We start from the raw sequence: 25,917 nt of genomic DNA, 5'->3' as shown, positions 1-25,917 counted from the left end.
CGCCTCAGTGCCCCAGCAGCGGCAGGGGACGCCGGACGCTGTCGTCGCCCAGCTCGCCGAGGGCGAGGGCGGCGAACCGGATCGCGAACGGCTGCCACACCTCCTCGACGTCGGCCATCACCCGGTCGCAGGCGGCGACCACCAGCTCGGGGTCGTAGCCCAGCTCGTCGAGCAGGACGGAGCCGGTCGCCCAGTCGGCGATCATCGCGGTGTCGCACTCGATGTGGAACTGCAGGCCCCAGGCCCGGTCGCCGAGCCGGAACGCCTGGTGCGGGTAGCGGGTGGACGCGGCCAGCAGCGTCGCCCCGTGCGGCAGCTCGGTGATCTCGTCGGTGTGCCACTGGAGCACGTCGGGGATCAGCGGCACGTACCGGAACAGCGGGTCGGTCTCGGCGGCGTCCCGCCGGCCGACGACGGCCGGGCCGACCTCGGGCCCGGACGGGCTGCGCTCGACCAGGCCGGCGTGGGCGGTGGCGAGCAGCTGCGCGCCGAGGCACACGCCGAGAGTGGGCACCCGGTGCCGGACGGCCTTGCGCAGCAGCCCCTCCAGCTTGCCGAACCAGGCGGCGCCGGGGGTGCCGTCGGGTGTCGGGTAGGCGTGCTGGTCGCCGCCGAGCACCACCAGCGCGACGTACCCGTCGAGGTCGTCGGGGAGGTCGTCGCCGGCGTGCGGGCGCAGCACGTGCAGCTCCAGGCCCCCCTCCACCAGCCACTCCCCCAGGCGGCGGGGGTCGTCGGTCGGGTCGTTCTCGATCACCAGCGCGGTTCCCACGCCGTCGAGGCTATCGGGTGCGTCGACCGCCGCCCGGAACGCCTCGGCCCGCGCGCCGGCCGCGTCCGGTCCGTGCAGGAGTGCCCGCTGCGGGGAGCCGGCCGGCGGCTAGGCTCTGCGGCTGTGACCGCCGACGACGTCGTGCCGCGCCCGGCCGCCGTGCTGCGTCCACCGGCCCTGCGCCCCGGCGACACGGTGCTGCTGGTGTCGCCGTCCGGGCCGACCCGGCCGGAGCGGGTGGCCCGGGGCGTGGAGCTGCTCACCGGCTGGGGGCTGCGGCCGGTGCCGGCCCCGCACGCGTACGCCCGGCGGGGTTACCTGGCCGGCGCGGACGAGCTGCGCGCCGCCGACCTGAACGCCGCGTTCGCCGACCCGCAGGTGCGCGGGGTGATCTGCACCCGGGGCGGCTACGGCGCGCAACGCGTCGTGGACGCCCTCGACATGGCGGCGGTGCGCCGGGACCCGAAGGTGGTGGCCGGCTTCTCCGACATCACCGCGCTCCAGCTCGCCCTGTGGCGGGGCGCGCGGCTGGCCGGCGTGCACGGCCCCGGGGCGGCCTGGCGGGACGAGCGCACCCCGCTGCGCTCCGCCGAGTCGCTGCACGCCGCGCTGATGACCACCGCGCCGGTCACCGTCGCCGCCGTCCCCGGCGAGGAGACCTTCGGGGTACGGGTGCCCGGTCGCGCCACGGGCACGCTGCTCGGCGGCAACCTGTGCCTGCTCGCCGCCACCCTCGGCACCGCCGACATGCCGGACCTGACGGGGGCGGTCCTGCTCGTCGAGGACGTGCAGGAGCCCCCGTACAAGGTCGACCGGATGCTCACCCAGCTGCGCCGGGCCGGGGCGCTGGACGGCCTGGCCGGGGTGGCCGTAGGCCAGTTCACCGACTGCGCGGACGGCTGGGACACCACGGTCGCCGACGTGCTGACCGACCGCCTCGGCGACCTCGGTGTGCCGGTCCTCGGCGGCCTGCCGATCGGCCACGGCCACGGCCAGCTCACCGTCCCCGTCGGCACGGAGGCCACCCTCGATGCCACCGCCGGCACCCTGACCGCCGCCCCCGCCGTCCGCTAGGCCGGGGTGAGGTGGGCGATCGCGCCCGACTCCAGGGCGGCGTGGACCGTGCCGTCGGGCAGGACCGCCAGGCCGTGCGGCTCCGAGCCGGGGGTGGGCAGGTCGTACGCGTCGACGCGGCCGGCGGCCGTGACGTGGCCGATGCGGTTGGCCGCCCACTCGGTGAACCAGCAACCGCCGGCCGCGTCGGCCACGATCGCGTGCGGGCGGGCGGCGCGGTCGGGCAGCGGGAACTCCTCGATCCGCCCGTCGGTGGTGATCCGGCCGAGCTGACCGGCGGCGATCTCGACGAACCACAGCGCCCCGTCGACGCCGAGGGTGATGCCGACCGGGCCGGCGGCGGCGGTGGGCAGCGGGTGCAGGGCCACCTCGCCGTCGCAGGCGATCCGGCCGACGGCGTTGGCCTGGTGGAGGGTGAACCAGAGGGCCTCGTCGGGCCCCGCCGTGATCATCGACGGGAACCCGCCGGAGGCCGGCAGCGGGTACGCCGTGTGGGCGCCGTCGACGTCGACCCGGCCGACGGTGTCGTTGCTCATCCCCGCGTACCAGAGGGCTCCGTCGGGGCCAGCGGCGATGCCGCCGGGGCCGGTGCCGGCCGGCAGCGCGACGGAGGTCGCCGCCCCGGCGGTGGTGATCCGGCCGAGCCGGTCGTCGCCGGAGCGGGTGAACCAGAGCGCGCCGTCGGGGCCGGCGGTGACGACGAGGGGCCGGCTCGCCGGGTCGCCGGGGTGGACCCGCACGGTGCCGTCGGCGCTCACCCGGGCGATGCCGCCGGAGTGGACCAGCGTCGCCCAGAGCGCGCCGTCGGGGCCGGCGGCGATCCCGTACGGCCCGCAGTCCGGGTCGGGCAGGGCGGTCTCGCGGATGGTGGGCTGCGGCACGGGCGTCCCGCCTCTCTGTGGGTTACGGGCCACCCTGCCGTGCCCGGTGTCCCCCGGCAACCGGTTTGTCCGCCCCCAAATGCCCGATTTTCAGCTCGCTGACAGGGTCGCCACGGCTCCGGCCCAGCTAGATCCGTCACTGTCGGTGACGTCATCGCATCCGAGCAACGAATCTGGAGGACACAGGATGTCCCGCAAGATGTCGAAGAAGCACGTGCTGGCCGGCCTCGCGGCGGCCGGCGTGCTCGGCGTGGGGATCGCGGCGCCGACCATCGCGTTCGCCGAGGAGGGCACTCCGTCGCCGAGCGCCAGCAGCAGCGAGCACACCGATCGGCAGGAGAAGCGGGCCGAGCGGCAGTCGGAGTTCGCCGAGGCGCTCGCCAAGGAGCTGGGCGTCTCCACCGACAAGGTGACCGCCGCCCTGGAGAAGGTCCGGGAGCAGCACAAGGCCGACCGTCCGGGGCTGGGCAAGCTCGGCGAGCGGGGCAAGGTCGGCGAGCGTGGTGAGCGCCCCGACGCCGCCGACCGGCAGGCCGCGCTGAAGGAGCGGCTGGCCCAGGCCGTCAAGGACGGCAAGCTCACCCAGGAGCAGGCCGACGCCATCACCAAGGCCGTCGAGGCCGGCGTCTTCCCCGGCGGGGGCGGCTTCCCCGGCGGCTGGGGCCGGGGCCACGGCGGCCCGGCCGGCGAGTGACGCCGCGCACCTGAGCAACACCAGGTCGCCGACGTGGCGGGGTTCGGAGCACTCCGACCCCGCCATGTCGGCGTCATGGCGCGCGGCGCTCACCGCCCGCGCAAGGCGGCGTTCACCGCCCGCGCAAGGCGGCGTTCACCGCCCGCGCAAGGCGGCGTTCACCGCCCGCGCAAGGCGGCGTTCACCGCCCGCGCAAGGCGGCGTTCACCGCCCCGGGGGCGGCGTGAAGACGCCGAAGTGGTTGCCCGACGGGTCGAGCAGGTGGGCGAAGGTGAGCCCGCTCGGCGCGGTGAACGTGGGCACCAGCACCCGGCCGCCGGCCGTCTCCGCCCGCCGGACGGCGTCGGCCACGTCCGCCACCTGCGCGTAGAAGATCGCGTAGTTCGGCGTGCTGCCGTCGGAGGCGCGGATCGCCCCGCCGATCCCCTCGCCGCCCGCCCCACCGCCGGTCACCCGGTACGACCGGCCCGGCGCGCCCTGCTCGGCGAACTCCCAGCCGAACAGCTCGCCGTAGAAGCGCTCGGCCTCGTCCGGCCGGTCGGTGCCGATCTCGAACCAGGTGATCGCGTTGGTCGTGGTCATGGACTGCCTCCCGTACGTCGCGCCGGCCGGTCGACCGGCGTCGCGGGACCCAGCCTCGCCCCGCGCCGCGACAGCGTCCTGTCGGTGTTTCCGACGGGATCGGGCGGGGGCGCGGCGCGGTTCAGGCGAGGGTGAGCTGGCGGACGACCTGGCGCGGGATGTCCAGCACGTCGGGGTGCAGCTCCCGGGTCACCGGCTCGGCCAGCACGGTCTCCGAGGAGATCCGGTCAAGGCGGAACGCGCGCGGGCCGTCGCGCAGCCGGCACCAGGCCAGCAGATACCAGTGCCAGGGGTTGCCGAGGAAGCCCAGCGGCTCCACGGTGCGCTCGGTGGCGGCGCCGGCCCGGTCCGCGTACCCGATGCGCAGGACCCGGGCGGCGGTGACCGCCCCGGCGACGGCGGCCGGGACGGGCGCGGCCGGCCCGCCCCCGACCAGGTGCACCCGCCCGGCGAGCCGGCGGGCCTCGGCGGCGTCGGCCGGCGGCATGACGGCGAGCAGCTTGCGCAGGGCCGTCGCGCCCGCCTCGGCGAACGGGCCGCCGTCGAGGCGGTGCAGCGCGACGGCCATCGCCACCGCCTCCACGGCGGTGAGGTTCACCGGCGGCAGGGTGTGCGCGCGGTCGACCACGTAGCCGCCGGTGCGGCCCGGCTCGGCCCAGATCGGCACCCCGGCCTGCTGCAACGCGGCGATGTCGCGCTCGATGGTGCGGGAGCTGACCTCGAAGCGGCCGGCGAGCCAGCGGGCGCTGCGCGGCCGGGGCGACACCGCCCGCAGCTCCTCCACCAGGGCGTAGAGGCGGTCGGTGCGGTTCACCCCGCGAAGCTAGCCGCCGGGTGTGACAGGCCGCTCAGGCGATGCAGGCGCAGACGATCAGCGCGGCCCCGAAGTGGGTGGCGGCGCTGACCCGGGCCGCCGGGTGCGGCTCGTCGGAGCAGATGATCTCGCCCAGCCGACCGGGGGTCAGCAGGTCGAGCACGAAGAACGCCAGCGCCATGATCAGCAGGCCGATCAGCCCGAAGACGACCGTGGACGCCAGGCCCTTCGCGAAGTCGCTGTAGCTGGTCAGGATCGCGGTGAACACGATGCCGGCGATGCCGAGCTGGTTCGCGGCGAGCAGCAACGCCGCGTTGCCGTTGCGCCGCACCCAGATCAGCTCGCGCAGCCTCCCGGGGGTGAGCAGGTCGACCAGGCCGAAGCCGGCCGCCATCAGCCCCACCCCGACGACCCCGAACACGACGCTCTGCCATGCTCCGCTGAGCAGGTCCTCCAGCACCGACTGCCTCCCACCACCTGCCGCCCGGCGGGGGTGCCGGCGCGGTGATCGAGACGATAGCGGCCCGCCGCAACTCCCCGACAGACCGCCGGCCTGCGGCGCCTAGAGCGACAGGTAGCGCTGCCGCTCGTAGGGGGTGACCTCGCGGCGGTACTGCTCCCACTCGGCCCGCTTGTTGCGCAGGAAGAAGTCGAAGACGTGCTCGCCGAGCACCTCCGCGACCAGTTCCGAGCCGGCCATCACGTCGATCGCCTCGGCCAGGTTCTCCGGCAGCGCCTCGTAGCCCATCGCCTTGCGCTCGGCGCTGCTCAGCGACCAGACGTCGTCCTCGGCGCCCGGGGGCAGCTCGTAGCCCTCCTCGATGCCCTTGAGGCCGGCGCCGAGCAGCACCGCGAACGCCAGGTAGGGGTTCGTCGCCGAGTCCAGCGAGCGGACCTCCACCCGGGCCGAGTTCGGCTTGCCGTAGGCCGGGACGCGGACCAGCGCCGACCGGTTGAGGTGACCCCAGCAGACGTACGCGGGGCTCTCGGTGATCCGGTCGGGCAGCGCCTGCGGGAACAGCCGCTTGTAGGAGTTGACCCACTGGTTGGTGACCGCCGTGTATTCCCGGGCGTGGGTGAGCAGCCCGGCGATGAACGACTTCGCCACCTTCGACAGCTTCATCGGGTCGCCGCCGTCGTGGAACGCGTTGCGCTCGCCCTCGAACAGCGACAGGTGGGTGTGCATGCCGCTGCCCGGCTGGTCGGTGAACGGCTTCGGCATGAAGCTGGCCTGCACGCCGGTGGAGAGCGCGACCTCCTTGACCACGTGCCGGAAGGTCATGATGTTGTCGGCGGTGGTCAGCGCGTCCGCGTACCGCAGGTCGATCTCCTGCTGGCCGGGGGCGACCTCGTGGTGGCTGAACTCCACCGAGATGCCGATGCGTTCCAGGGCCAGCACGGCCTGGCGGCGGAAGTCCCGCGCCACGGCGTGGGTGGTGTGCTCGAAGTAGCCGCCCGTGTCGACAGGGGTCGGCACCGAGCCGTCCTGCGGGCCGTTCTCCAGCAGGAAGAACTCGATCTCGGGGTGGGTGTAGAAGGTGAAGCCCTTCTCGGCGGCCTTGGACAGCATCCGGCGCAGCACGTGCCGGGGGTCGGCCCAGGACGGGCCACCGTCGGGCAGCAGGATGTCGCAGAACATCCGGGCGCTCTCGCCGCTGACCCCGCCCTCGAAGGGGAACACCTGGAAGGTGGTCGGGTCGGGCATGGCCACCATGTCGGACTCGAAGACCCGGGCGAAGCCCTCGATCGCCGAGCCGTCGAACCCGATGCCCTCCTCGAACGCGGCCTCCAGCTCGGCGGGGGCCACCGACACGCTCTTGAGCGTGCCCAGCACGTCGGTGAACCACAGCCGGACGAACCGGATGTCCCGCTCTTCCAGCGTACGGAGGACGAACTCCTGCTGACGGTCCACTTCCACCCCTCGTGCCACTGTCTCCACCACCGGTGGGGCCTGGCCGCCCAGTCTCCACCGGCTCCTTTACGCAGACGTTACGCGACCGGCCCGGACCGCGTCCTGTCGTGTCCCGCCCCCTGGCGGACGGACCCCCGCCGGGCTGCCGGGCGTCGCCGCGCGAGTGGCCGCCGTCTCCGCGCCGCGGCCGTGTCGGCGCCGGTCGGCTGGGGCAAGATGTGGACATGCCCACCCTGCGTCTCGCCCTGTCCCAGGTCAACCCGAGCGTCGGCGACCTCGCCGGCAACGCCGGCCTGGTCCGCCGGTGGACCCGCACGGCCGCCGACGCCGGCGCCCAGCTCGTCCTGTTCCCGGAGATGGTGCTCACCGGGTACCCGGTCGAGGACCTGGTGTTCCGCCGGTCCTTCGTCGCCGCGTCGCAGGCCGCGCTGCGCCGCCTCGCCGCCGACCTGGCCGCCGACGGCCTGGGCGGGGTGCCGGTGGTGGTCGGGTACCTCGACGCCGACGGCCCGCCGCAGGTCAGCTCCGACGCCGAGCCGGGCCGGGGGGCCCGCAACGCCGCGGCGGTGCTGCACGGCGGCGAGGTGGTGGCCACCTACTTCAAGCACCACCTGCCCAACTACGGGGTGTTCGACGAGGACCGCTACTTCGTCCCGGGCGACGCGCTGACGGTGGTCCGCGTCGGCGGGGTGGACGTCGCCCTGACCATCTGCGAGGACATGTGGCAGGCCGGGGGCCCGTTCGCGGCGGCCCGGCAGGCCGGCGTCGGCCTGGTCGTCACGATCAACGGCTCGCCGTACGAGCTGAACAAGGACGACATCCGGCTGCCGCTGGTGCGCCGCCGGGCCGCCGAGGCCGGTGCCGCCGTGGCGTACGTCAACATGGTCGGCGGCCAGGACGAGCTGGTCTTCGAGGGCGACTCGCTGATCGTCGGCGCGGACGGGACGCTGCTGGCCCGCGCCCCCCAGTTCGTCGAGCACCTGCTCGTGCACGACGTCGAGCTGCCGGCGGCCGAGGGTCGCGGCGGCGACGCGGCCATGGCCGGCGGGGCGGCGCCGGCCGGCGGCGAGCTGGCCGCGGGCATGCGGATCGTGCGGGCCGCGGTCGGCGACGTCCCGCCGGCACCCGGCGGCCCGGCGGCGGTGGGCGGGATCATCGAGCCGGTGGCCGACGAGGCGGAGGTGTGGCAGGCGCTGGTGCTGGGCCTGCGCGACTACGTCGACAAGAACCGGTTCCCGTCGGTGGTGCTGGGGCTCTCCGGCGGCATCGACTCGGCGGTCGTGGCGGCCCTCGCGGTCGACGCGCTCGGCCCGGACCGGGTGGTCGGCGTCTCGCTGCCCAGCCGGCACTCGTCGGAGCACTCGCGGGCCGACGCGGAGGACCTGGCCAAGCGCACCGGCCTGGACTACCGGGTCGAGCCGATCCAGCCGATGGTGGACACGTTCCTGGCGAACATGTCGCTGTCCGGGGTGACGGTGGAGAACCTCCAGGCCCGGGTGCGCGGGGTGATCCTGATGGCGCTGTCGAACCAGGAGGGCCACCTGGTCCTCACCACCGGCAACAAGAGCGAGCTGGCGGTGGGCTACTCCACCCTCTACGGCGACTCGGTCGGCGGCTTCAACCCGGTCAAGGACGTGTGGAAGACGCTGATCTGGCGGCTGGCGAAGTGGCGCAACGCCGACGCCACCCGCCGGGGCGAGACCCCGCCGATCCCGGAGAACTCGATCGGCAAGCCGCCGAGCGCCGAGCTGAGCCCCGGCCAGCTCGACAGCGACACGCTGCCGGACTATGACGTGCTCGACCCGATCCTGATCGGGTACGTCGACGGCGACCTGGGCCGCACGGGGCTCGTCGAGTCGGGGCACGACCCGGCGGTCGTCGACCGGGTGCTGCGGATGGTGGACACCGCGGAATACAAGCGGCGGCAGTCGGCCCCCGGCACGAAGATCTCGATGAAGGCGTTCGGACGGGACCGGCGGCTGCCGATCACCAACCGCTGGCGCGAGGACGGCTGAGCCCGGCCGGGGCCGGGGGCGTCGCCGCTCGGCGGGGCGCGCCCGGTCCCGCCGGGGAGTGAAATCCTCCACTGCCTCCTGCCGTCGACCGTCGCGCGGTGCGACGCTTGCGACGGAACCCGGGGACCGCGCACGCGGCCTCGAGGAAGGAGACAGTCATGGTGGAGTCCACCCCGACCGAGGTGACCGCCCTCTACGGCGGCCCGGCCACCCGGCGGGTGCGCACCCGCGACCTGCTCGCCGCCAAGGAGCGCGGCGAGAAGTGGTCGATGCTCACCTCGTACGACCAGTACACGGCGTCGATCTTCGACGCCGCCGGGATCCCGGCGCTGCTGGTCGGCGACTCGGCGGCGAACAACGTCTTCGGCTACGAGACGACGCTGCCGGTGACCACCGAGGAGCTGCTGCCGCTGGTGCGGGCGGTGGTGCGGGCGACGAAGCAGGCGCTGGTCGTCGGCGACCTGCCGTTCGGCTCGTACGAGGAGGGGCCGACGCAGGCGCTGCGCACCGCCGTGCGGTTCATGAAGGAGGGCGGCTGCCACGCGGTGAAGCTGGAGGGCGGCCGGCGCTGCGCCGACCAGGTCGCCGCGATCGTCGGGGCCGGCATCCCGGTGATGGCGCACGTCGGCTTCACCCCGCAGAGCGAGCACACCCTCGGCGGATACCGGGTGCAGGGGCGCGGCGACACGGCCGACGAGGTGTTCGCCGACGCCCTCGCGGTGGCCGAGGCGGGCGCGTTCGCGGTGGTGCTGGAGATGGTGCCGGGCGAGGTGGCCAAGCGCATCACCGGGGAACTGGCGATCCCGACGGTCGGCATCGGCGCCGGGCCGGACACCGACGCGCAGGTGCTGGTCTGGCAGGACATGGCCGGCCTGCGCACCGGCAAGGCCCCCCGGTTCGTGAAGCGCTACGCCGACCTGGCCGGGGCGTTGACCGAGGCGACCCGGCGGTTCGCCGACGAGGTCCGGGGCGGCGGGTTCCCGGCCGCCGAGCACACCTTCTGACACGTCCGGGGGCTGCGGTGGGCGGCGCGCCTCGCGTCGTCCACCGGCAGCGCCCCGGCGGCCCGCGCCGACGGCGGTGACAGCCGCGGGTGGTGACGCGGGCGTCCGGCCAGCGGACGCAGCGGCTAAGGTACCCGCTCGTGGATCATGTTCGTATCTCAACCATTGTCCTGACCTGCGTCTCCGTGCTGGCGCTCGCGGCGTGCGGCGGGGAGGAGCCGGCCCCGACGGCCGCGCCCACCTCGGCCGCCGCCGCTGCTACCACCGCTGCCGCCGCCCCGACCACCGGCGCGGCCGCCCCGACGTCCGCCGCCCCCGCCTCCGCCGACCCGGCCGCCGACAAGAAGCTCTGCGAGACCGCGAAGAAGGTCGCGGACGACTCGAAGAAGGCGCTGATGAAGGCCGTCGTGGACGGCGGGGACCCGGCGGCGGCGATGAAGAAGGCGTTCACCGAGATGTCGGAGGTCGCGCCCGCGACGGGCGGCTCCGGCAGCGAGGTCGCCAGCGCGCTGGCCGCAGTCGGCGCGGAGGCCCGCAGGATCGCGAACGCCGCGGACGTCGAGGCCGCGGCCGAGGACAGCGCCGCCCTGGAGAAGGCCGGCGCGAAGGCCAACGCCGCCTGCAAGAAGGTCGGCGTCGACCCGAACCTCTGACCCGAGCGCCGAACTGGGTGTGCCGGCGGCCTGCTACCGCCGCGGTGCCGCCCCGGCGCGGCAGCCCGTCCCACAGGTGGTGATCGACTCCACGTCGGCGACATGGCGGTATCCCAACCGCCCGGATACCGCCATGTCGCCGACATCGCGCGGCCCGACCCGTCCGCTCAACCCGTCCGCCCGACCTGTCGGGCAGACGCCGGGCCCGGGGCGGGCCGTCGTCGCTCAGAGGTCGGTGACGCGGAGGCCGGCGTGGGCCTTGTAACGCTTGTTGATGGCGATCAGGTTGGCCGTGAACGCCTCGATCTGGTGGGCATTGCGCAGCCGGCCGGCGTAGATGCCCCGCATGCCGGGGATCCGGGCGGCGAGCGCGCCGACGACGTCCACCAGCTCGCGGTCCTCGGTGCAGATCAGCACGTCGAGGTCGATCCGGTCCACCTCCGGGTCGGCCAGCAGCGGGGCGCTGACGTGGTTGAACGCCGCGCAGACCCGCGAGTCGGGCAGCAGGGCGGCGGCCTGCTGGACGGCGCTGCCCTCGGGCACGGTCAGCGCGTACGGGCCCTGCCGGTCGAAGCCGAGCGGGTTGACGCAGTCGACGACGATCTTGCCGGCGAGCGGCCCGGCCAGGGCGGCGACGGTCGCCGCGTGCCCGTCCCACGGCACCGCGATCACGACCACGTCGCTGCGCCGCGCGACCTCCTCGTTGCCCGCGCCCGCCACCTCGGCGTCGGCCGGCACGCCCCGCAGGGCGGCGATCTCGGCGGCGGCCTCGGCGGCGCGCTCGGCCGACCGGGAGCCGATCAGCACGGACTGCCCGGCGCGGGCGAAGCGGTAGGCCAGGCCCCGGCCCTGGTCGCCGGTGCCGCCGATGATGCCGACGGTCAGCCCGGACACGTCGGGCAGCGTGCTCGCGTCGTATGCCATGGGCCCATCCTCGCAAACCAGGCGGGCCGGCAGCAGCGCCGGGCGCGCAGCCGCAGCGACCAGCGCCGGGCCGGCTCCGGCGGGTGCTGCGGCGGGCCGGCCGGACGCCGTCCCGCCGGTGCCGGCTGCGCGGACTGCGGCGCGGGCTGCGCGGCGCGGGCTGCGGCTGGGCGGGCTGCGGCTGTGCGGCGCGTACTCGCGGGCCGGCCGTCAGGTCAGTGCGAACAGGACCTTCCGGGTGGCCGGGTCGGCGGTGACCAGCCGGACCCGGACCCGCTCGCCCAGCGGCAGCGCCCCCGTGCAGCGGGCCCGCACCGGCGGGGCGTCCAGCGCCACCGTGCCGCCGGGCTGCCGGCCCGGCCTCGGCTCGTCCACCTCCAGCGCCGCCGCGTCGAAGGTCTCGCCGACCCGGTGCGCCAGCAGCACCGCCTCGGCCAGCTCGACGGCGCCCCGGGTCGCCGCGCCGGCCGTCCGGTCGGTCGCGGCCATCACCTGCGGCAGCCTGGGCAGCGCCGCGCGGGCCCAGTCGGGCACCGGCCGGTCGGCGTGCAGGGCCAGGCAGACCTCGGTGGCGTACCGGTCGGCCAGCCGGCGCAGCGGGGCCGTGACGTGGGCGTACGCGGCGGCGACCCCGCCGTGTGCCGGCTGCTCGGGCGGCGCGCCGTCGAACGCCGTGTACGCGGCACCGCGCATCAGCTCGGCCGCCTGGTCGACGAACGCGGCGGCCCGGGGCTCGGAGGCGTCCAGCCCGGCCAGCACCTCACCGACGCCGACGCCGTCGGGCCAGTGCACGCCCAGCGGGGCGGCGGCGGTGCGCAGCCGGGCCACCGCCTCCGGCCTCGGCGGCGGCATCGTCCGCAGCAGGCCGATCCCGCCGGCGAGCATGATGTCGGCGGCGGCCATCCCGGTGAGCAGGGAGATCTGTGCGTTGTGCTCCTCCATCGGGACGGGGCCGCGCAGCACCAGCCGCCAGCCGTCGCCGTCCGGTTCGACGTCCTGCTCGGGCAGCGGCAGGTTGACCGCCCCCCGGCGCAGGCCGCGCGCGGTGAGCAGCGCGCCGAGCTCGGGGAGCAGGGCGATCGGCTCGGGCAGCCGACCGGCGTCGGCGGCGGCCTGGACGCCGACGTAGTCCAGCTTCGCGCGGCTGCGCACCAGGGCGCGTTCCAGCGCGACGGCGACCGTGCCGCCGTCGGCGTCGAGGTCGATCGTCCACACCACGGCCGCCCGGTCCTGGTCGGGCAGCAGGCTGGCCGCGCCCTCGCTGAGCGTCTCCGGGTGCAGGGGGACGTTGCCGTCGGGCAGGTAGACGGTCTGCCCGCGCCGCCAGGTCTCCTCCTCCAGCGCGCCGCCGGGGCGCACGTGGGCGGCGACGTCGGCGATGGCGTACCGGACCCGGAAGCCGCCACTCCGGCGGCGGGCGAGGTGCATCGCCTGGTCGAGGTCCCGTGAGGTGGCCGGGTCGACGGTGACGAACGGGACGTCGGTGCGGTCGACGTCGGGCCGGGGCGGCGCGGCGGCGGCCTCCTCGGCCTCGCGCTGCGCCGCGGGCGGGAACCGCTCGGGCAGTTCCAGCTCGCGGCGCAGCGCACCGAAGTCGATGCGGGGCGCGAGGACGCGTCGGATCACCACGGCCCCATCCTGACACCCCCCACCCACCGCACCGCGGCGCCCCGCACCGCGGGGTCGGCCAAGAGGTTCACGTCGCCGGCCGGCGGGCCTTCGGCGCGAACCTCCTGGTCGACGGGGCGGGGTGGGCGGGATCAGGGGTTACGGGAGGGCGTCGACTTCCTCGCCGGGGCCTTCCTGGCGGTGGCCGTGCGGGTGGCGGTGGACCGGGACGACGTGGTCTTCCGTGCCGTGGTCTTCTTGGCGGCCGGGGCCTTCTTCGCGACCGTGGTCTTCCGGGCCGTGGTCTTCTTCGCCGCCGGGGCCTTCTTCGCGGCTGCGGCCGTGCGCTTCGCCGCCGTGGGCGCCTTCTTCGCCGCCGCCGTCGTGCGCTTCGCCGCCGTCGCGCCGGCGCGCTTGGCCGTCGTGGTCGTCCGCTTCGCCGCCGTGGTCGTGCGCTTCGCCGCCGTCGTGGTCGTGCGCTTCGCCGCCGGGGACGCCTTCTTTGTCGCCGCCGTCGTCCGCTTGGTCGCCGCCGCGCCGGTGGCGCTCCTCGCGGTCTTGGTGGCGGTGGTCTTCGCGGCGGTGGTCTTCCTGGCGGTCGTGGTCTTGGCGGCCGGGGCCTTCTTCGCCGCCGTCCGCGTCGCGGGTGCCTTCTTCGCCGCGGTCCTGCTGCCGACCGGGGTCCTGCTGGTCGCCACCTTCGTCGCGGCGGCCTTCTTCGCGACCGCCTTCTTCGCCGGCACCCGGCCGGCCCCGGCGCCGGAGGCGTTCGGGGACGCCTTGGTCACGGTCGACCGCCGGGTCGCCGTGGTGGCGGCCCGGGTCGAGCCCGTGGCCCGTCCGGCCGCGGCGGTCTTCTTCGCGGTCGTACGTTGGGCGGCCGGGCGGGTGGTGGCCTTTTGTGCTTCGGCCATCGTGGTTCCCTCCTTGGGGACATGCGCTCGCGTGCCTCCTCTCGGGGCACGGAGTTCCTCGACGCGGGCCGTCCCGCGCCGTTTATCTGTCCTCCCCGGCCCAACGGGCGTCCTCGGCGTCCCACGCGTCGTTGCGCTCCCGCACCTGTTGCAGGGCGTTCTCCGCGTCGGCCGCCGAGGCGTACGGCCCGAGCACGTGCCGCGCCGCGCAGACGTCGGCCTCGGTCTCGACCCGGTGGTGTCGCGTGCACCAGTAGTAGTGCCCACCACTTCCGCTGTCGCTCATGGGATCACTGTGCACCGCGCACCGCCCGGCCGCCACCGGTTCAGGCAAATAGTCGCCGACGTCTTCCACAGTAGACGCGCCGACCGGCCTCCGGGCCGGAATGGCGGAACCCGCCGACCGGGAGTCCGCGCCGTCGCGGGGCCCCGCCGGGACGGCCGCCACGACGGCGCGGCCGGCGCGGTGTCGGCGGAGACCGCGCGGCGGTCGGTAAGGGCGCTCCCGTCCCCTACCACCCACCCTGGGGGGCTTCATATCAGCCTGGACGAGAACGGGCCATCCGTCACCGGGTCCCACTTACGGGACCGGCGAGCCGGCACGCCCCTCCGCTCAGGTCGATACGCCTGCTTGCGGGTGCGCCCCGCCGCGCCGTGTGCGAGCCTCTGCGAAACCTTCTGCGCGGCGCGGCGCCCCTGTCACCGACAGGTGACCCACGGCAACGCACAGGCGACGCCCGCGCGCCCGACCTGGGGGACAACACCGTGGCGAACCTTGACGTCGCGCTCAAGAGCGCGATGAACATCGATGGCGCGATCGGCGCCGCACTGGTCGACTACAACAGCGGGATGACGCTCGGCGTCGCCGGCGGCACCGGGGAGATCGACCTGACGGTCGCCGCCGCCGGCAACACGGACGTGGTCCGCGCCAAGCTGCGCACCATCGAGATGCTGAACCTGAACGACGAGATCGAGGACATCCTCATCACCCTCGGCTCGCAGTACCACCTGATCCGGCCGGTCACCAGCCGGACCGGCAAGGGCCTGTTCCTGTACCTGATGGTGAGCAAGAGCCGGGCCAACCTGGCGATGGCCCGCCACCAGCTGCGCGTCATCGAGGAGAGCCTGGAGCTGTGAGCGTGGTCGACAGCACCGGAACCGTCCTGCCCCGGCGCACCGCGCGGCAGCCGGGGGACCTGCCGGCGCCCCGGTCGTTCCCGCCCTCACTGGCGGGCAACCCCGCGCTGCCGTACTCGGCGATCGGGCAGGAGCTGGCCGACCTGCGGTTGCAGATCCCCGGCGTGCACGGCTGCGTCCTCGGCGGCGTGGACGGCCTGCTCATCACCCACAACATGCAGACCGACGTCGACCCGAACGACCTGGCCGCGCTCGCCGCGACCACGTACGGCCTGGGCCGGCAGGTGGGGCTGCGGCTGGGCCAGGGCGAGTTCCAGCAGTCCACCGTCCGCAACGACCGCGGCTACCTGAGCGTCTACGCCGTCAGCCCGCAGGCGCTGCTCGCCGTGGTGGGTCAGGACAGCATCAACGTGGCCCGGTTGCACCTGCACGCGCCGTCGACGGCCGAGCGGCTCGCCGCCCTGCTGGAGCGGGACCGCCCCTGAGCGGGCCGGACCGCCACAATGCGACGGTGGACACGGAGGTGGAGCGCTACCTGACGGAGTTGGTCACCGCGGCCGGCGAGGTGCTCGGCGAGGACCTCGCCGGCGCGTACGCGGCCGGGTCGGTGGCGCTCGGCGCGTACCAGCCGGGGCGCAGCGACGTGGACGTGGCGTTGCTGTGCGCGCGGACCCTGCCCGCCGGACGCAAGCGGGAGCTGGTCGCCCGGCTGCGGCACGAGGCGCTGCCCTGCCCGGCGCGCGGGCTGGAGCTGGTCGTCTACCGCCGGGACGTGGCCCGGTCGGGCACCCCGGAGCCGGGCTTCGAGGTGGAGCTGAACACGGGCGCCCGGATGCCGCCCCGGGTGACCTGGTCCGGCGACGAGCGGCCGGCCGCCGACGGCCGGTTCTGGTACGGGCTGGACCGCAGCATCCTGCACGCCGGCGGGTCGGCCCTGCTCGGGCCGCCGGCCGGGGAGGCGTTCGCCGACCTGACGCCGGCCGACCTGCGCCGGCTGCTGGTGGACGCGCTGACCTGGTGGTTGGCGCTGCCGACCCCGCCGGGCGACGAGCCGGCCGCCGGCGCCGAGGACGCGGTGCTCGGCGCGTGCCGCGCGCTGGTGCGCTGCCGCGACGGCGACTGGCTGCCGAAGGTGGCGGCGGGGCGGCGGCTGGTCGGGCGGGGGCACCCGGCGGCCGGCCTGATCGAGCGGGCGATCGCGGCCCGGGGCGGCGGCCCGCCACCGGGCGGCGTGGCGGCCCGCGCGTTCCAGCGGGGAGTACGCGACGAGATACGCGCGATGCTATGACCCATTCGATATATAGCTCACTGTGGATCTATCGATAGCCTGTCATCACGATCTCAGACCGCGTACCCGCAGCTTGACGCGGTCGACGACAGAGGAGACCGATAGATGACGCTCCCCCGCAAGGCCGCCACCCTCGGCGTGCTGACCGCGTCGGCGCTGGCCGCCACGATGATCGGCAGCCCGGTGTCCGCAGCGCCCGCGACCGGCGAGATCCGCCACGCCGGTGGTGCCACCGCCGTTCCCTCCAGCTACATCGTGGTCCTGAAGGACAGCGCCGTGGGCGGGAAGGCCGGCACCCGGGCCGCCGCCGTCGCCAGCTCCGCCGGCAGCCTGGCCAAGCGGTTCGGCGGCAGCGTCGCCCAGGTGTACGGCGCGGCGCTCAACGGCTTCGAGGTGCGGCTGTCCGAGGCCGCCGCGAAGCGCCTCGCGGCGCACCCGTCCGTCGCCTGGGTCGAGCAGAACCACGAGGTCAGCCTCCAGACCACCCAGGCGAACCCGCCGTGGGGGCTGGACCGCACCGACCAGGCCGCCCTGCCGCTGAGCAGCTCGTACAACTACACCAGCGCCGGCACCGGCGTCACGGCGTACATCATCGACACCGGCATCAACATCAACCACAACGACTTCGGCGGCCAGGCCGTCGACGGGTACGACGCGGTCGACAACGCCCTGCCGGCCGCCGACTGCAACGGCCACGGCACGCACGTCTCCGGCACCGTCGGCGGCACCACCTACGGCGTGGCCAAGGACGTCAAGCTCGTCGCCGTGCGGGTGCTCAACTGCCGGGGCCGGGGCACCAACGCCGGCGTCATCGGCGGCGTCAACTGGGTGACCTCCAACCACCAGGCCGGCCAGCCGGCGGTGGCGAACATGAGCCTCGGCGGCGGCGCGAACTCGTCGCTGGACACGGCCGTGGCGAACTCCATCGCCGACGGGGTCACCTACGCGGTGGCCGCCGGCAACTCCAACGCCAACGCCTGCACCTCCTCGCCGGCCGCCGTGCCCACGGCGATCACCGTCGGGGCGACGCAGAGCAACGACGCGCGCGCCAGCTTCTCCAACTACGGCACCTGCCTGGACATCTTCGCCCCGGGCGTGGACGTGCTGTCCGCCTGGTACAGCAGCAACACGGCGACCAACACCATCAGCGGCACCTCGATGGCCTCGCCGCACGTGGCCGGCGCCGCCGCCCGCGTCCTGTCCAACAACCCGACCTGGACCCCGGCCCAGGTCGCCTCGTACCTGACCAGCACGGCCACCGCCGGCGTGGTCACCAGCCCCGGCACCGGTTCCCCGAACCGCCTGCTGTACGTCTCCCCCACCAGCTGATCACCCACCCCCAGGTGCGGCCCCGGAGCGCTCGATCGCTCCGGGGCCGCACCGTGTCCGGGCACGGATCACGACATGCCCCCACAGCGCGCATTAATCCGTTAAAACGGGCGTAACCGGCAACGCGGGTCGGGAGATCTACGGTGTGGTGGCACGCGGTGTGCGTGCACGCGTACCGGCCTGGGGGTGAGCGGTGCAGCGCAGACCCGTCGCCGTTCTCCTCGCCCCGCTGCTCGCCGGCGCGCTCCTGCTGCACCTCGGCCTCGCCTGCCGCTCCCCGCTCGACGCCGTCGCCGTCGCCGTCGCGCCCCAGGCCGACACCGCACCGCAGGCCGACACCGCACCGCACGCCAGCGCCCCGGCCGCCGTCGCGCCGCACGCCAGCGCCCCGACCGCAGTCGCCGCCCCGGCCGCCGTCGCCCCGGCCGCCGACCTGGGCCCCCGGGCCCGCGCCGATGCCCGGTCCGGGGCAACCTCCCGGGCCGGCGGGCCGCCGCGCACCGGGCGGGCCGGGCAGGTCGCGCTGGAGGCGTACCGCCTCGTGACCACGCTCGCCGCGCACACCGGTCAGCCGCCGGACCCCACCGTCGTGCCCCGCTTCGACGGGAAGGCGTGCGGATCGGTCAGCCGCTCCGGGCGGGGCAACCAGGGCACCGACCGCCGCGACCCCGGGCCGCAGGCCGGGTCGGCCCTGCCCGACGCCGCCGTCCGCCGGGGCAGCACCGCCGACGGGCGCCCCGCCACCGCCGACGCCGGACCCGACCCGATCCGGCTGAGCGTCCTGCGCTGCTGAGCGCCGCCAGCCGGCACCCGGCCCGCCCGCCGTCGCGGGCGGCGCACGGCCGGCGGACGGCGAGGACGTCCCCCGGCCCGTCGGGCACCTTTCCGTACGCCTGACCACCACGCGTCACCCGCCGGCCACCGCGCCGCCGACACCCGTACCCCCGGCCCGGCCGGCGGTGCGACCAGCCGGCGGCCGGCGTCGGTGGCCGACCCGTTGCCCGCACGCCCCGCCTTCCCCGGATGTGAACGATGTCGCCTCCCGCCCTGCCCTGGCGCACGCTGCGCGCCGACCTGTCCGCCTCCGTCGTCGTCTTCCTCGTCGCCCTCCCGCTCTGCGTGGGCATCGCCGTCGCCTCCGGCGTGCCGGCCGAACTCGGCCTGGTCACCGGCATCGTCGGTGGCCTCGTCGTGGGGTTCATGCCCGGCAGCAGCATGCAGGTCAGCGGCCCCGCCGCCGGCCTGACCGTGCTGGTCGCCGAGGCCGTGGACCGCTACGGCATCGCCGGCCTCGGCACGATCGTCCTGGTCGCCGGGCTGCTCCAGATCGGCCTGGGGCTGCTGCGGCTCGGCCGCTGGTTCCGCGCCATCACCGTGGCGGTGGTGCAGGGCATGCTCGCCGGCATCGGCCTGCTGCTCATCGCCGGGCAGCTGTACGTCCTGGCCGGCGTCGCCGCGCCGCACACCGGGCCGGGCAAGTTCACCGGCCTGCCGGGGCTGGTCGGCGAGGTCGCCACGTCCACACCGGCGCGGGTCTCGCTCGCCGTGGGCGTGGCCACCATCGCCGTGATGGTGGGCTGGGACAGGCTGCCCGGTCGGCTGCGGACGGTCCCCGGCGCGCTCGTCGCCGTCGTGGCGGCGGCCGGGGTGACCGCCGCGCTCGGGCTGCCCGTCGACACCATCGAGGTCGAGGGGCTGCTCGCGGCGATGCAGCCGTCGCTCGGGCACTGGGGCACCCTCGCGGACGTCGGGGTGCTGGCCACCGTCGCCACGTTCACCCTGGTCGCGTCAGCGGAGAGCCTGTTCAGCGCGGCGGCCGTCGACCGGCTGCACCAGGGCCCCCGCACCGACTTCGACCGGGAACTCGTGGCGCAGGGCACCGGCAACACGATCTGCGGCCTGCTCGGCGCCCTGCCGATGACCGCCGTCATCGTCCGCAGCTCCGCCAACGTGCGGGCCGGCGCGCGGACGAAGGCCTCCCGGGTGCTGCACGGGCTGTGGCTGCTGTTGTTCGCCGCCGCCGCGCCCGGCCTGATCGGGCTGATGCCGCTGCCCGCGCTCGCCGCCGTGCTCGTCCACGCCGGCGTCAAGCTGCTGCCGCTGCGCGCGCTGCCGCAACTGTGGCGGGAACACCGGGGCGAGGCGGCGGTGCTGGCGGTGACGGCCCTGGCCATCCTCACCACCGACATGTTCACCGGCGTGCTCGTCGGCCTCGGCCTGGCCGTGGTGAAGACCGCGTGGGAGACCTCGCACGTCCGGGTCACCGTGCACGACGCCACCGTGGGCGACGCCGGCCCGGGGCCGGTCGAGGTCGCGATCACCGGGAACGCCACCTTCCTGCGGCTGCCCACCATCCTCACCACGCTCAACGAGCTGCCGGCCGACCGGACCGTCCGGCTCGACCTGCGCGGGCTGCGACACGTCGACCACGCCTGCCGCACCGCGCTGGACACCTGGATCGAGACGCACAACCGCAACGCGGGGGTGTCGGTGCACGTCGTCGCGCCGCGCCCGGCGGAGGACGACCGCCCCCGCACGGTCGACGCGACGGACTGACCCGCGCGGCTGGGCGGCTGGGCGGCTGGTGGGCTGGGCGGCTGGTGCCATGTCGGCGACATGGGGGTATCCCGACCGGCCGGATGCCCCCATGTCGCCGACATGGCGACGGCGGACTGGTCGACGGGCGGATCGGCCGGCGGCGGCGGATTGTCGGTGGGGTCTGATTGACTCGGCCGACGATCGAGCGACGGTCGCGGAAGGAGCGGACGACAGCATGGGGACCTGGGGCAGCGGCAACTTCGAGGACGACACCGCCGCCGACCACCTGTCGACGGTGACCGGGCGGCTGGTCGACGAGATCGCGACGGCGATGTCCGGCGACCCGGTCGAGTTGGAGCCGGACGAATACTGGGGAGTCGCCGTCCCCTGCAACCTGGAGCTGTTGCACCTCATCGGCAGCCAGCGCCACGTCGGGGTCACGCTGCCCGCCCCGGAGACCATCGCCGGCTGGAAGAGCCGGTTCCTGACCGTCTGGGACGAGGCGATCGACGGCCTGGAGCCCGACCCCGAATACCGGGCGCAGCGACGCGACGTGCTCGTCCGCACCTTCGACCAGCTCGCCGAGCTGGCCTCGGCGGGCAGGGCATGAGCCGGAGCCGGAGCCGGCCCACCGTCAGCGCGCGGGCTCCCGGTTGAACAGCCGCCTCGACCAGAGGTAGCCGCCCAGCGCGATGGCCGCGCACCAGGCGAGCGCGATCCACGCGTCGTTGCCGACCGGCTCGTCCATCAGCAGGCCGCGCAGGGTCTCGATGATCGGCGTGAACGGCTGGTACTCGGCGAACCAGCGCAGCCCGGCCGGCATGGAGTCGGTGGGGACGAACCCGCTGCCGAGGAAGGGCAGCAGGACGAGCGGCATGGGCAGGTTGCTGGCGGTCTCGACGCTCCCGCTCACCTGGCCGAGCGCGACGGCCAGCCAGACGAGCGCGAAGGTCACCGCCGCCAGGAAGCCGGCCGCGGCCAGCCAACCGCCCGGCCCAGCCGTGGGCCGGAAGCCGACCAGCACGGCCACTGCGGTCACCACCACCACGCTGAGCATCGCCTGGATCATGCTGCCCAGGACGTGCCCGGTCAGCACCGAGACGCGGGCGATGTGCATCGTGCGGAACCGGGCGATGATCCCCTCGGTCAGGTCCATGGCGATGGTGATCGCCGTCCCCTGGACCGCCGCCGTCACGGTCATCAGGATGATCGCGGGGGCCACGTAGTTGGCGTACGCGGCCCGCCCGCCGGCCGCGCCGCCGGGCACCGCCCCGCCGAGCCCGGCGCCCAGCGTGCCGCCGAACACGTAGACGAACAGCAGCAGGAAGACGACGGGCATCGCGACGAGCGTCACGGTCATCGACGGGTACCGCAGCATGCGCCGGAGGCTGCGGCGCAGCATCGTCGCCGAGTCACGCAGCGGGTGCAGGCGCAGGGCCGCCGGGGCGGGGCCGGTGAGGGCAGGGGTGCTCATGGGATGGTCACCTTCTCGTCGGTGGGGCCGCCGGTGAGGGCGAGGAAGACGTCGTCGAGGTCGGGGGTGTGCACGGACAACTCGTCGACCTGGACGGCCTGGTCGTCGAGCCGGCCGAGCAGGGCCCTGAGCGAGCGCAGGCTGCCGTCGCTGGGCACGCGCAGGGCGAGGGCGTCGCCGTCGCGCGAAACCTGGCCGAGCACGCGCCGGGCCGCGTCGAGGCCCTGCTCGTCGGCGAACCGCAGGCGGACGTGCCCGCCGGGGATGCGGCGCTTGAGTTCCTCCGCCGTGCCCTCGGCGATCACCCGGCCGCGGTCGAGGACCGCGATCCGGTCGGCAAGCTCGTCGGCCTCCTCCAGATACTGGGTGGTCAGGAAGATCGTGACGCCGCCGGCCACCAGGTCCCGGACGAGCTGCCACATGTTGCGGCGGCTGCGCGGGTCCAGCCCGGTCGTCGGCTCGTCGAGGAAGATCACTCGCGGGTCGCCGACCAGGGTCATCGCCAGGTCGAGCCGCCGCCGCATGCCCCCGGAGTACGTCGACGCCGGCTTGCGTGCCGCGTCGGCCAGGTCGAACTGTTCGAGCAGCCGGGCCGCGAGCCGCCGGCCCTCGGCCCGGGGCAGGTGGTGCAGGTCCGCCATCAGCAGCAGGTTCTCCTCGCCGGTGAGCAGGTTGTCCACGGCGGAGAACTGGCCGGTGACCCCGATCGCGGCGCGCACCGCGTCGGGTTCGCGGGCGAGGTCGTGCCCGGCGACCCGGACGTCACCGGCGTCGGCCCCGAGCAGGGTGGACAGGATCCGGACGGTGGTGGTCTTCCCGGCGCCGTTCGCGCCGAGCAGCGCGAAGACCGTGCCGGCCGGCACGGACAGGTCGACACCATCGAGTACGACCTGGTCGCCGAACGACTTCCGCAGGCCGGTCGCGGCGATCGCCGGCCGGGTTCGCGTACTGGACATGGTTGTTCTCTCCTCGGGCCGGAAGGCGGGTCAGGAGCGGTGGATGGTGATGTCGCCGTAGGAGGTGGCGGCGCGGACCTCGACGGTCTGCTCGGTCCCGCCGGGCCGGCCGGTGTTCTCCAGCAGGTTGCGCACGTGCCCGTACCCGGTGTTGACCTCCAGCCAGGCGGCGGTGCCCTCGGCGATGCCGACGTCCAGGTTCCCGGCGGCGGTGCCGAGCACGATCGCGCCGCGGACCACCTCGCCGAGCCGGATGCTGCCGTTGGACGTCTTCGCGTCGACGCCGGCACCGGCCCGCTCGACGTGGATGTCGCCGTTGGCCGCGCGCACCCGCCCGTCGCCGGTGACCGCGTCGATGCTGGTGTCGCCGTTGGAGTTCTTGACCGACGCGGCACCCGCGACCTCGCCGAGCTCGACCTTGCCCGAGCCGGTGGAGACCTCGGCGTCGCCCGCGACGGCGTCGACGGTGACGTGACCGACCCCCGTGTGCAGGCGCAGCGGGCCGGTCCGTTCGATCCGGACGTCGCCGGTGGTCCTGATCCGGCACTCGCCGAGCCGGCCGGTGCAGCGGACGTCGCCCATCACCAGGTGGGCGGAGAGCGGGGAACCGCTGGGCAGTTCGATGGAGACCTCCACCGACCTGCTTCTCTTGGAGAAGTCGAACGTGCGCTTCGGGCCGGTGACCTGGAGCGCGCCGTTGGCGTAGTCGACCCGGACCTGCGCGGCGGCCTGCACGTCGGACTCGTCGGTCTCGTCGCTGGGCCGGACCTCGACGACGGTGTCGGTCCGGTCGCTCGCGGCGACCCGCACGTGGGCCACGCCGAGTTCCAGCGTGACGGAGATCGGTTCGGGGGTCTCGAAAGTAGGCATGGTCGTCTCCACATCGTGGGTGGGTGAGTCGTCCCCGCAGGTCGGGGACGTGAGGCCGGGGCGGCGCGGCATGGCGTGGTGCCGCCCGGGGCGGCGTGGAGCGGGTGCGGTCAGCGCACCCAGCCGGTGAAGCTCTGCCGGGCGCGCCTGCCGCTGTCGCGGGGCTCGGGGCGCTGGTCGTGGTCGGGTCGTTGCAGGGCGGCGGCGGCGGCGCGGACCAGCCAGGCGTTGACCGAGCGGCCCTCCCGCGCCGCCGCCTCCTCGATCGCGGCCTTGAGCTGCTCGGGCAGGCGTACGTTGATCCGCGCCGCGGGGCCGTCCTCGGCGATCGGCGGGACGGCGTCCGGTGTGCCGCCGCCCGTCGCCGCGGTGCCTCCCGCGGCGGGCTGGAGCGGCTCGGCGGGCGGCGGGGTGACGACGAAGTCGGGGTCGCGCCCGCGCAGGCGCAGCTCCACCGACCCCGGGGCCAGGTCCCGGGTGATCTCGTCGGCGGCGGCCGACAGCGCTTCCAGCAGGGTCATCCGGATCGCCGATTCCAGCGGCCCGGTCAGGCGCTCGACCAGCAACCGCGACTCGTCGCCGCCGGCCTCGGCGAGGGTGGCGAACTCGCGTCCGAGGTTGCTCACGTAGGAGGTCAGGTCCATGGCATCACTATGGCACGTAGATGGCACACTAACAAGCCAACTTGGCACAGCAGTGCCGCCAGGCATGGCACCACGGCGGCATAATCGGATCGAACGAGCTTCCCGCGCCGCATAGGTTGGTGCCGTGACGACGACAGCGGGGGCCACGCACCGACGTACCCGCATCGGGGTGCTCCAGGTCTGCGGGGCCGGCGTCCTGTGGGGCACCGGCGGGCTCGTGGTCACCGTGCTGCACAGCCGCGACGGCCTCGGCGCGATGACGGTCAGCGCGTGGCGGATGGCGCTGGCCGCCGTCGCCCTGGTCGGCTTCGCCGTAGTGACCCGCCGGTCGGGTGTCGTGCTCGCGACGATACGCACCCACCCGGTGCTGGCCGTCGTGGTCGGCGTCGGCACCGCCCTCTACCAGGCCCTGTACTTCGGCTCCGTCCTGCTGGTCGGCGTGAGCGTCTCGACCGTCGTCTCGCTCGGGCTGGCACCGGTCCTGACCGCCGCCTGGGAGCACGCCGCCGCCCGGTCACGCCCGTCGCTGCGCGAGGTGGCCGTGCTGACGGCGGCGCTCACCGGGCTGGTGCTGATCAGCGCGACCGCCGGACACGGCTCACCCGCCCCCGGCGGCCGGCCGGGGCTCGGGATCGTCCTCGCCGTCGCGTCCGGGGCCACGTACGCGGCGACGACTCTGCTCGGGCACACCCTGGCCCAGCGGGTCGACTCCGTGGCCCTGACCACGTGCGCCACCGCCGCCGGGACGCTGGCGCTGCTCCCCTGGCTCGGGATCGCCCTCGCCGCAGGCGAGCCGGTACTCACGGCCGACCCCGCCTCGCTCGCCCTGCTGGCATACCTCGGGGTCGCGACGATGGCCTTGGCGTACGGCCTGCTCTACGCCGGGCTGCGGACGACGTCCGGGTCGGCCGCCACGGTGGCCACCCTCGTCGAGCCGCTCTCCGCCGCCCTCCTGGCGGCGCTGCTCCTGGGCGAGCGGCTCACCGCACCCGCGCTGCTCGGCGGCGCGCTCATCCTCGCGGCAGTCGTCGCCCTGCAACCTGCGGGCCAGGACCGCACCGCCCCCGCACCGGCAAGGCCCGGCCCGGCGCAGCCCGACGGGGCCGCCGGGCCGTGACCGCCGTTCTCGCTCCCCTCGTCGGCCGCGCCCGCGTGGTCCTGCTCGACTTCGACGGGCCCGTGTGCGGCGTCTTCGCCCGACACCCCGCATCGGCCGTCGCCGACGAGCTGCGCCGGCTGCTCGCTGACCGGGGCGTGCCCCTGCCGGCCGGGATCCGGCACGAGCCCGACCCGCTCGCCGTGCTGCGCTTCACCGCCACGCTCGGCCGCCCCGCCGTCGTCCGCCTCGTCGACGAGGCGCTGACCCGCGCGGAGGTCACCGCGGCCCACACCGCCGCGCCGACCCCGTACGGCCGGGAGGCCATCCTCGCCGCCCACCGCGCCGGCCGCCGGGTCGCCGTGGTGTCGAACAACTCCGCCGCGTGCGTCCGCGCCTACCTGAACGCCCATGGACTCACTTCGTACGTGCACCCGGTCGTCGGCCGTCCCGAGGGCGCGCCGGGGCGGATGAAGCCGGACCCGTACCCGGTGCTCGCGGCCCTGCGGGAGTTGGCCGCCGAGCCGGCGGACTGCGTCCTGGTCGGCGACTCGACCACCGACGTCGAGGCCGCCCACGCCGCCGGGGTCGCCGCCATCGGGTACGCCAACAAGCCCGGCAAGCGGGCCCGGCTCGCCGCGGCGGACGCCGTCGTCGACAGCATGGCGGAGCTGGTGACCGCCCTCGGCGAGGGCTGACGGCCGCCCGGCCCCGGTCCTGATGCCCCCCGCGCGTGCC

General features: G+C 75.2%; 28 protein-coding genes. 14 read left to right on the top strand and 14 right to left on the bottom strand.

The features are described 5' to 3' along the window. Positions 1–4: 4 nt before the first annotated feature. Positions 5–772: a type 1 glutamine amidotransferase gene (locus ACVMYR_RS16475; protein ID WP_457122167.1), complete on the bottom strand. Its 768-nt coding sequence runs from the start codon at positions 770–772 to the stop codon at positions 5–7. A gap of 123 nt (positions 773–895) precedes the next feature. On the opposite strand from ACVMYR_RS16475, the gene ACVMYR_RS16470 reads away from it, so the two are divergent. Next, on the top strand, positions 896–1,846 hold the full coding sequence (locus ACVMYR_RS16470) for a S66 peptidase family protein (RefSeq protein ID WP_457122166.1): 951 nt from the start codon (positions 896–898) through the stop codon (positions 1,844–1,846). Here ACVMYR_RS16470 and ACVMYR_RS16465 read toward each other — a convergent pair. Next, on the bottom strand, positions 1,843–2,727 hold the full coding sequence (locus tag ACVMYR_RS16465) for a Vgb family protein (protein WP_457122165.1): 885 nt from the start codon (positions 2,725–2,727) through the stop codon (positions 1,843–1,845). The two genes, ACVMYR_RS16470 and ACVMYR_RS16465, sit on opposite strands and share 4 nt — an antisense overlap. A gap of 187 nt (positions 2,728–2,914) precedes the next feature. On the opposite strand from ACVMYR_RS16465, the gene ACVMYR_RS16460 reads away from it, so the two are divergent. Next, entirely contained in the window at positions 2,915–3,421 is a 507-nt protein-coding gene (locus ACVMYR_RS16460) for a hypothetical protein (RefSeq protein ID WP_091275472.1), read from the top strand. A gap of 204 nt (positions 3,422–3,625) precedes the next feature. Here the strand turns inward: ACVMYR_RS16460 and ACVMYR_RS16455 are convergent, their stop codons facing one another. The 4 genes from ACVMYR_RS16455 to glnA all read right to left on the bottom strand — a co-directional run bounded on the left by ACVMYR_RS16455 (position 3,626) and on the right by glnA (position 6,729). Further along, a complete protein-coding gene (locus tag ACVMYR_RS16455) occupies positions 3,626–4,003 on the bottom strand; it encodes a VOC family protein (protein WP_043967083.1) in 378 nt (125 codons plus the stop codon). Between the two features lie 121 nt (positions 4,004–4,124). Then, a complete protein-coding gene (locus tag ACVMYR_RS16450) occupies positions 4,125–4,817 on the bottom strand; it encodes a helix-turn-helix transcriptional regulator (protein WP_457122164.1) in 693 nt (230 codons plus the stop codon). Positions 4,818–4,851: 34 nt separating this feature from the next. Then, positions 4,852–5,277 carry a DUF350 domain-containing protein gene (locus tag ACVMYR_RS16445; RefSeq protein ID WP_077938941.1) on the bottom strand — a complete coding sequence of 142 codons (426 nt, stop codon included), beginning with the start codon at positions 5,275–5,277 and terminating at the stop codon, positions 4,852–4,854. A gap of 102 nt (positions 5,278–5,379) precedes the next feature. After that, entirely contained in the window at positions 5,380–6,729 is a 1,350-nt protein-coding gene (gene glnA / locus ACVMYR_RS16440; RefSeq protein WP_043967078.1) for a type I glutamate--ammonia ligase, read from the bottom strand. Positions 6,730–6,953: 224 nt separating this feature from the next. Between glnA and ACVMYR_RS16435 the strand changes: the two genes are divergently transcribed. From ACVMYR_RS16435 to ACVMYR_RS16425, 3 genes are all read left to right on the top strand, one after another. Further along, a complete protein-coding gene (locus tag ACVMYR_RS16435; RefSeq protein ID WP_077938940.1) occupies positions 6,954–8,744 on the top strand; it encodes an NAD+ synthase in 1,791 nt (596 codons plus the stop codon). A 158-nt stretch (positions 8,745–8,902) separates the two neighbouring features. Next, positions 8,903–9,748: a 3-methyl-2-oxobutanoate hydroxymethyltransferase gene (gene panB, locus ACVMYR_RS16430; protein ID WP_077938939.1), complete on the top strand. Its 846-nt coding sequence runs from the start codon at positions 8,903–8,905 to the stop codon at positions 9,746–9,748. Between the two features lie 140 nt (positions 9,749–9,888). Further along, positions 9,889–10,401 (top strand): hypothetical protein, encoded by a 513-nt coding sequence (locus ACVMYR_RS16425; protein ID WP_457122163.1) that lies wholly within the window; start codon positions 9,889–9,891, stop codon positions 10,399–10,401. Positions 10,402–10,626: 225 nt separating this feature from the next. Here the strand turns inward: ACVMYR_RS16425 and npdG are convergent, their stop codons facing one another. From npdG to ACVMYR_RS16405, 4 genes are all read right to left on the bottom strand, one after another. Continuing rightward, positions 10,627–11,325: an NADPH-dependent F420 reductase gene (gene npdG / locus ACVMYR_RS16420; protein WP_396787789.1), complete on the bottom strand. Its 699-nt coding sequence runs from the start codon at positions 11,323–11,325 to the stop codon at positions 10,627–10,629. A gap of 210 nt (positions 11,326–11,535) precedes the next feature. Beyond that, entirely contained in the window at positions 11,536–12,954 is a 1,419-nt protein-coding gene (locus tag ACVMYR_RS16415; RefSeq protein ID WP_077938937.1) for an RNB domain-containing ribonuclease, read from the bottom strand. Positions 12,955–13,085: 131 nt separating this feature from the next. Beyond that, complete coding sequence (locus tag ACVMYR_RS16410; RefSeq protein ID WP_457122162.1) at positions 13,086–13,847, bottom strand: histone; 762 nt, start codon at positions 13,845–13,847, stop codon at positions 13,086–13,088. An 82-nt stretch (positions 13,848–13,929) separates the two neighbouring features. Next, positions 13,930–14,133 (bottom strand): hypothetical protein, encoded by a 204-nt coding sequence (locus ACVMYR_RS16405; protein WP_036372683.1) that lies wholly within the window; start codon positions 14,131–14,133, stop codon positions 13,930–13,932. A gap of 479 nt (positions 14,134–14,612) precedes the next feature. On the opposite strand from ACVMYR_RS16405, the gene ACVMYR_RS16400 reads away from it, so the two are divergent. The 7 genes from ACVMYR_RS16400 to ACVMYR_RS16370 all read left to right on the top strand — a co-directional run bounded on the left by ACVMYR_RS16400 (position 14,613) and on the right by ACVMYR_RS16370 (position 20,749). After that, positions 14,613–14,984, top strand: coding sequence for a hypothetical protein (locus ACVMYR_RS16400; RefSeq protein ID WP_043967064.1), 372 nt, complete (start codon positions 14,613–14,615; stop codon positions 14,982–14,984). Then, positions 14,981–15,469: a roadblock/LC7 domain-containing protein gene (locus tag ACVMYR_RS16395; protein WP_077938935.1), complete on the top strand. Its 489-nt coding sequence runs from the start codon at positions 14,981–14,983 to the stop codon at positions 15,467–15,469. The genes ACVMYR_RS16400 and ACVMYR_RS16395 overlap by 4 nt, the downstream gene beginning before the upstream one ends. Positions 15,470–15,495: 26 nt before the next feature. Beyond that, positions 15,496–16,272 carry a nucleotidyltransferase gene (locus tag ACVMYR_RS16390; RefSeq protein WP_077938934.1) on the top strand — a complete coding sequence of 259 codons (777 nt, stop codon included), beginning with the start codon at positions 15,496–15,498 and terminating at the stop codon, positions 16,270–16,272. 105 nt (positions 16,273–16,377) lie between these two features. Beyond that, a complete protein-coding gene (locus ACVMYR_RS16385; protein ID WP_077938933.1) occupies positions 16,378–17,601 on the top strand; it encodes a S8 family peptidase in 1,224 nt (407 codons plus the stop codon). Between the two features lie 193 nt (positions 17,602–17,794). Beyond that, positions 17,795–18,394 (top strand): hypothetical protein, encoded by a 600-nt coding sequence (locus ACVMYR_RS16380; protein ID WP_077938932.1) that lies wholly within the window; start codon positions 17,795–17,797, stop codon positions 18,392–18,394. 239 nt (positions 18,395–18,633) lie between these two features. Next, entirely contained in the window at positions 18,634–20,157 is a 1,524-nt protein-coding gene (locus ACVMYR_RS16375) for a SulP family inorganic anion transporter (RefSeq protein WP_077938931.1), read from the top strand. A 217-nt stretch (positions 20,158–20,374) separates the two neighbouring features. After that, complete coding sequence (locus ACVMYR_RS16370) at positions 20,375–20,749, top strand: DUF4259 domain-containing protein (RefSeq protein ID WP_077938930.1); 375 nt, start codon at positions 20,375–20,377, stop codon at positions 20,747–20,749. A 24-nt stretch (positions 20,750–20,773) separates the two neighbouring features. Here the strand turns inward: ACVMYR_RS16370 and ACVMYR_RS16365 are convergent, their stop codons facing one another. From ACVMYR_RS16365 to ACVMYR_RS16350, 4 genes are all read right to left on the bottom strand, one after another. After that, complete coding sequence (locus ACVMYR_RS16365) at positions 20,774–21,613, bottom strand: ABC transporter permease (protein ID WP_457122161.1); 840 nt, start codon at positions 21,611–21,613, stop codon at positions 20,774–20,776. Next, positions 21,610–22,569: an ATP-binding cassette domain-containing protein gene (locus tag ACVMYR_RS16360; protein ID WP_457122160.1), complete on the bottom strand. Its 960-nt coding sequence runs from the start codon at positions 22,567–22,569 to the stop codon at positions 21,610–21,612. The genes ACVMYR_RS16365 and ACVMYR_RS16360 overlap by 4 nt, the downstream gene beginning before the upstream one ends. A 30-nt stretch (positions 22,570–22,599) precedes the next feature. Further along, positions 22,600–23,439, bottom strand: coding sequence for a DUF4097 family beta strand repeat-containing protein (locus tag ACVMYR_RS16355; RefSeq protein ID WP_457122159.1), 840 nt, complete (start codon positions 23,437–23,439; stop codon positions 22,600–22,602). 110 nt (positions 23,440–23,549) lie between these two features. Further along, a complete protein-coding gene (locus tag ACVMYR_RS16350) occupies positions 23,550–24,083 on the bottom strand; it encodes a YlcI/YnfO family protein (protein WP_077938927.1) in 534 nt (177 codons plus the stop codon). A gap of 124 nt (positions 24,084–24,207) precedes the next feature. Here ACVMYR_RS16350 and ACVMYR_RS16345 point away from each other — a divergent pair, with 124 nt between their 5' ends. Next, complete coding sequence (locus tag ACVMYR_RS16345; protein ID WP_457122158.1) at positions 24,208–25,200, top strand: DMT family transporter; 993 nt, start codon at positions 24,208–24,210, stop codon at positions 25,198–25,200. Continuing rightward, on the top strand, positions 25,197–25,877 hold the full coding sequence (locus ACVMYR_RS16340) for an HAD family hydrolase (protein WP_457122157.1): 681 nt from the start codon (positions 25,197–25,199) through the stop codon (positions 25,875–25,877). Before ACVMYR_RS16345 ends, ACVMYR_RS16340 begins: the two co-directional genes overlap by 4 nt. The last annotated feature ends 40 nt before the right edge of the window (positions 25,878–25,917 follow it).

The sequence above is a fragment of the Micromonospora sp. PTRAS2 genome (genome assembly GCF_054052245.1).
This window is presented reverse-complemented; position numbering and strand designations above follow the sequence as displayed.

Coding starts and splice junctions, on each gene's coding strand:
- ACVMYR_RS16375 (WP_077938931.1), top strand. CDS start 18,634: ATGTCGCCTCCCGCCCTGCCCTGGCGCACGCTGCGCGCCGACCTGTCC.
- ACVMYR_RS16355 (WP_457122159.1), bottom strand. CDS start 23,439: ATGCCTACTTTCGAGACCCCCGAACCGATCTCCGTCACGCTGGAACTC.
- ACVMYR_RS16460 (WP_091275472.1), top strand. CDS start 2,915: ATGTCCCGCAAGATGTCGAAGAAGCACGTGCTGGCCGGCCTCGCGGCG.
- ACVMYR_RS16350 (WP_077938927.1), bottom strand. CDS start 24,083: ATGGACCTGACCTCCTACGTGAGCAACCTCGGACGCGAGTTCGCCACC.
- ACVMYR_RS16365 (WP_457122161.1), bottom strand. CDS start 21,613: ATGAGCACCCCTGCCCTCACCGGCCCCGCCCCGGCGGCCCTGCGCCTG.
- ACVMYR_RS16360 (WP_457122160.1), bottom strand. CDS start 22,569: ATGTCCAGTACGCGAACCCGGCCGGCGATCGCCGCGACCGGCCTGCGG.
- ACVMYR_RS16370 (WP_077938930.1), top strand. CDS start 20,375: ATGGGGACCTGGGGCAGCGGCAACTTCGAGGACGACACCGCCGCCGAC.
- panB (WP_077938939.1), top strand. CDS start 8,903: ATGGTGGAGTCCACCCCGACCGAGGTGACCGCCCTCTACGGCGGCCCG.
- npdG (WP_396787789.1), bottom strand. CDS start 11,325: ATGGCATACGACGCGAGCACGCTGCCCGACGTGTCCGGGCTGACCGTC.
- ACVMYR_RS16435 (WP_077938940.1), top strand. CDS start 6,954: ATGCCCACCCTGCGTCTCGCCCTGTCCCAGGTCAACCCGAGCGTCGGC.
- ACVMYR_RS16405 (WP_036372683.1), bottom strand. CDS start 14,133: ATGAGCGACAGCGGAAGTGGTGGGCACTACTACTGGTGCACGCGACAC.
- ACVMYR_RS16410 (WP_457122162.1), bottom strand. CDS start 13,847: ATGGCCGAAGCACAAAAGGCCACCACCCGCCCGGCCGCCCAACGTACG.
- ACVMYR_RS16455 (WP_043967083.1), bottom strand. CDS start 4,003: ATGACCACGACCAACGCGATCACCTGGTTCGAGATCGGCACCGACCGG.
- ACVMYR_RS16385 (WP_077938933.1), top strand. CDS start 16,378: ATGACGCTCCCCCGCAAGGCCGCCACCCTCGGCGTGCTGACCGCGTCG.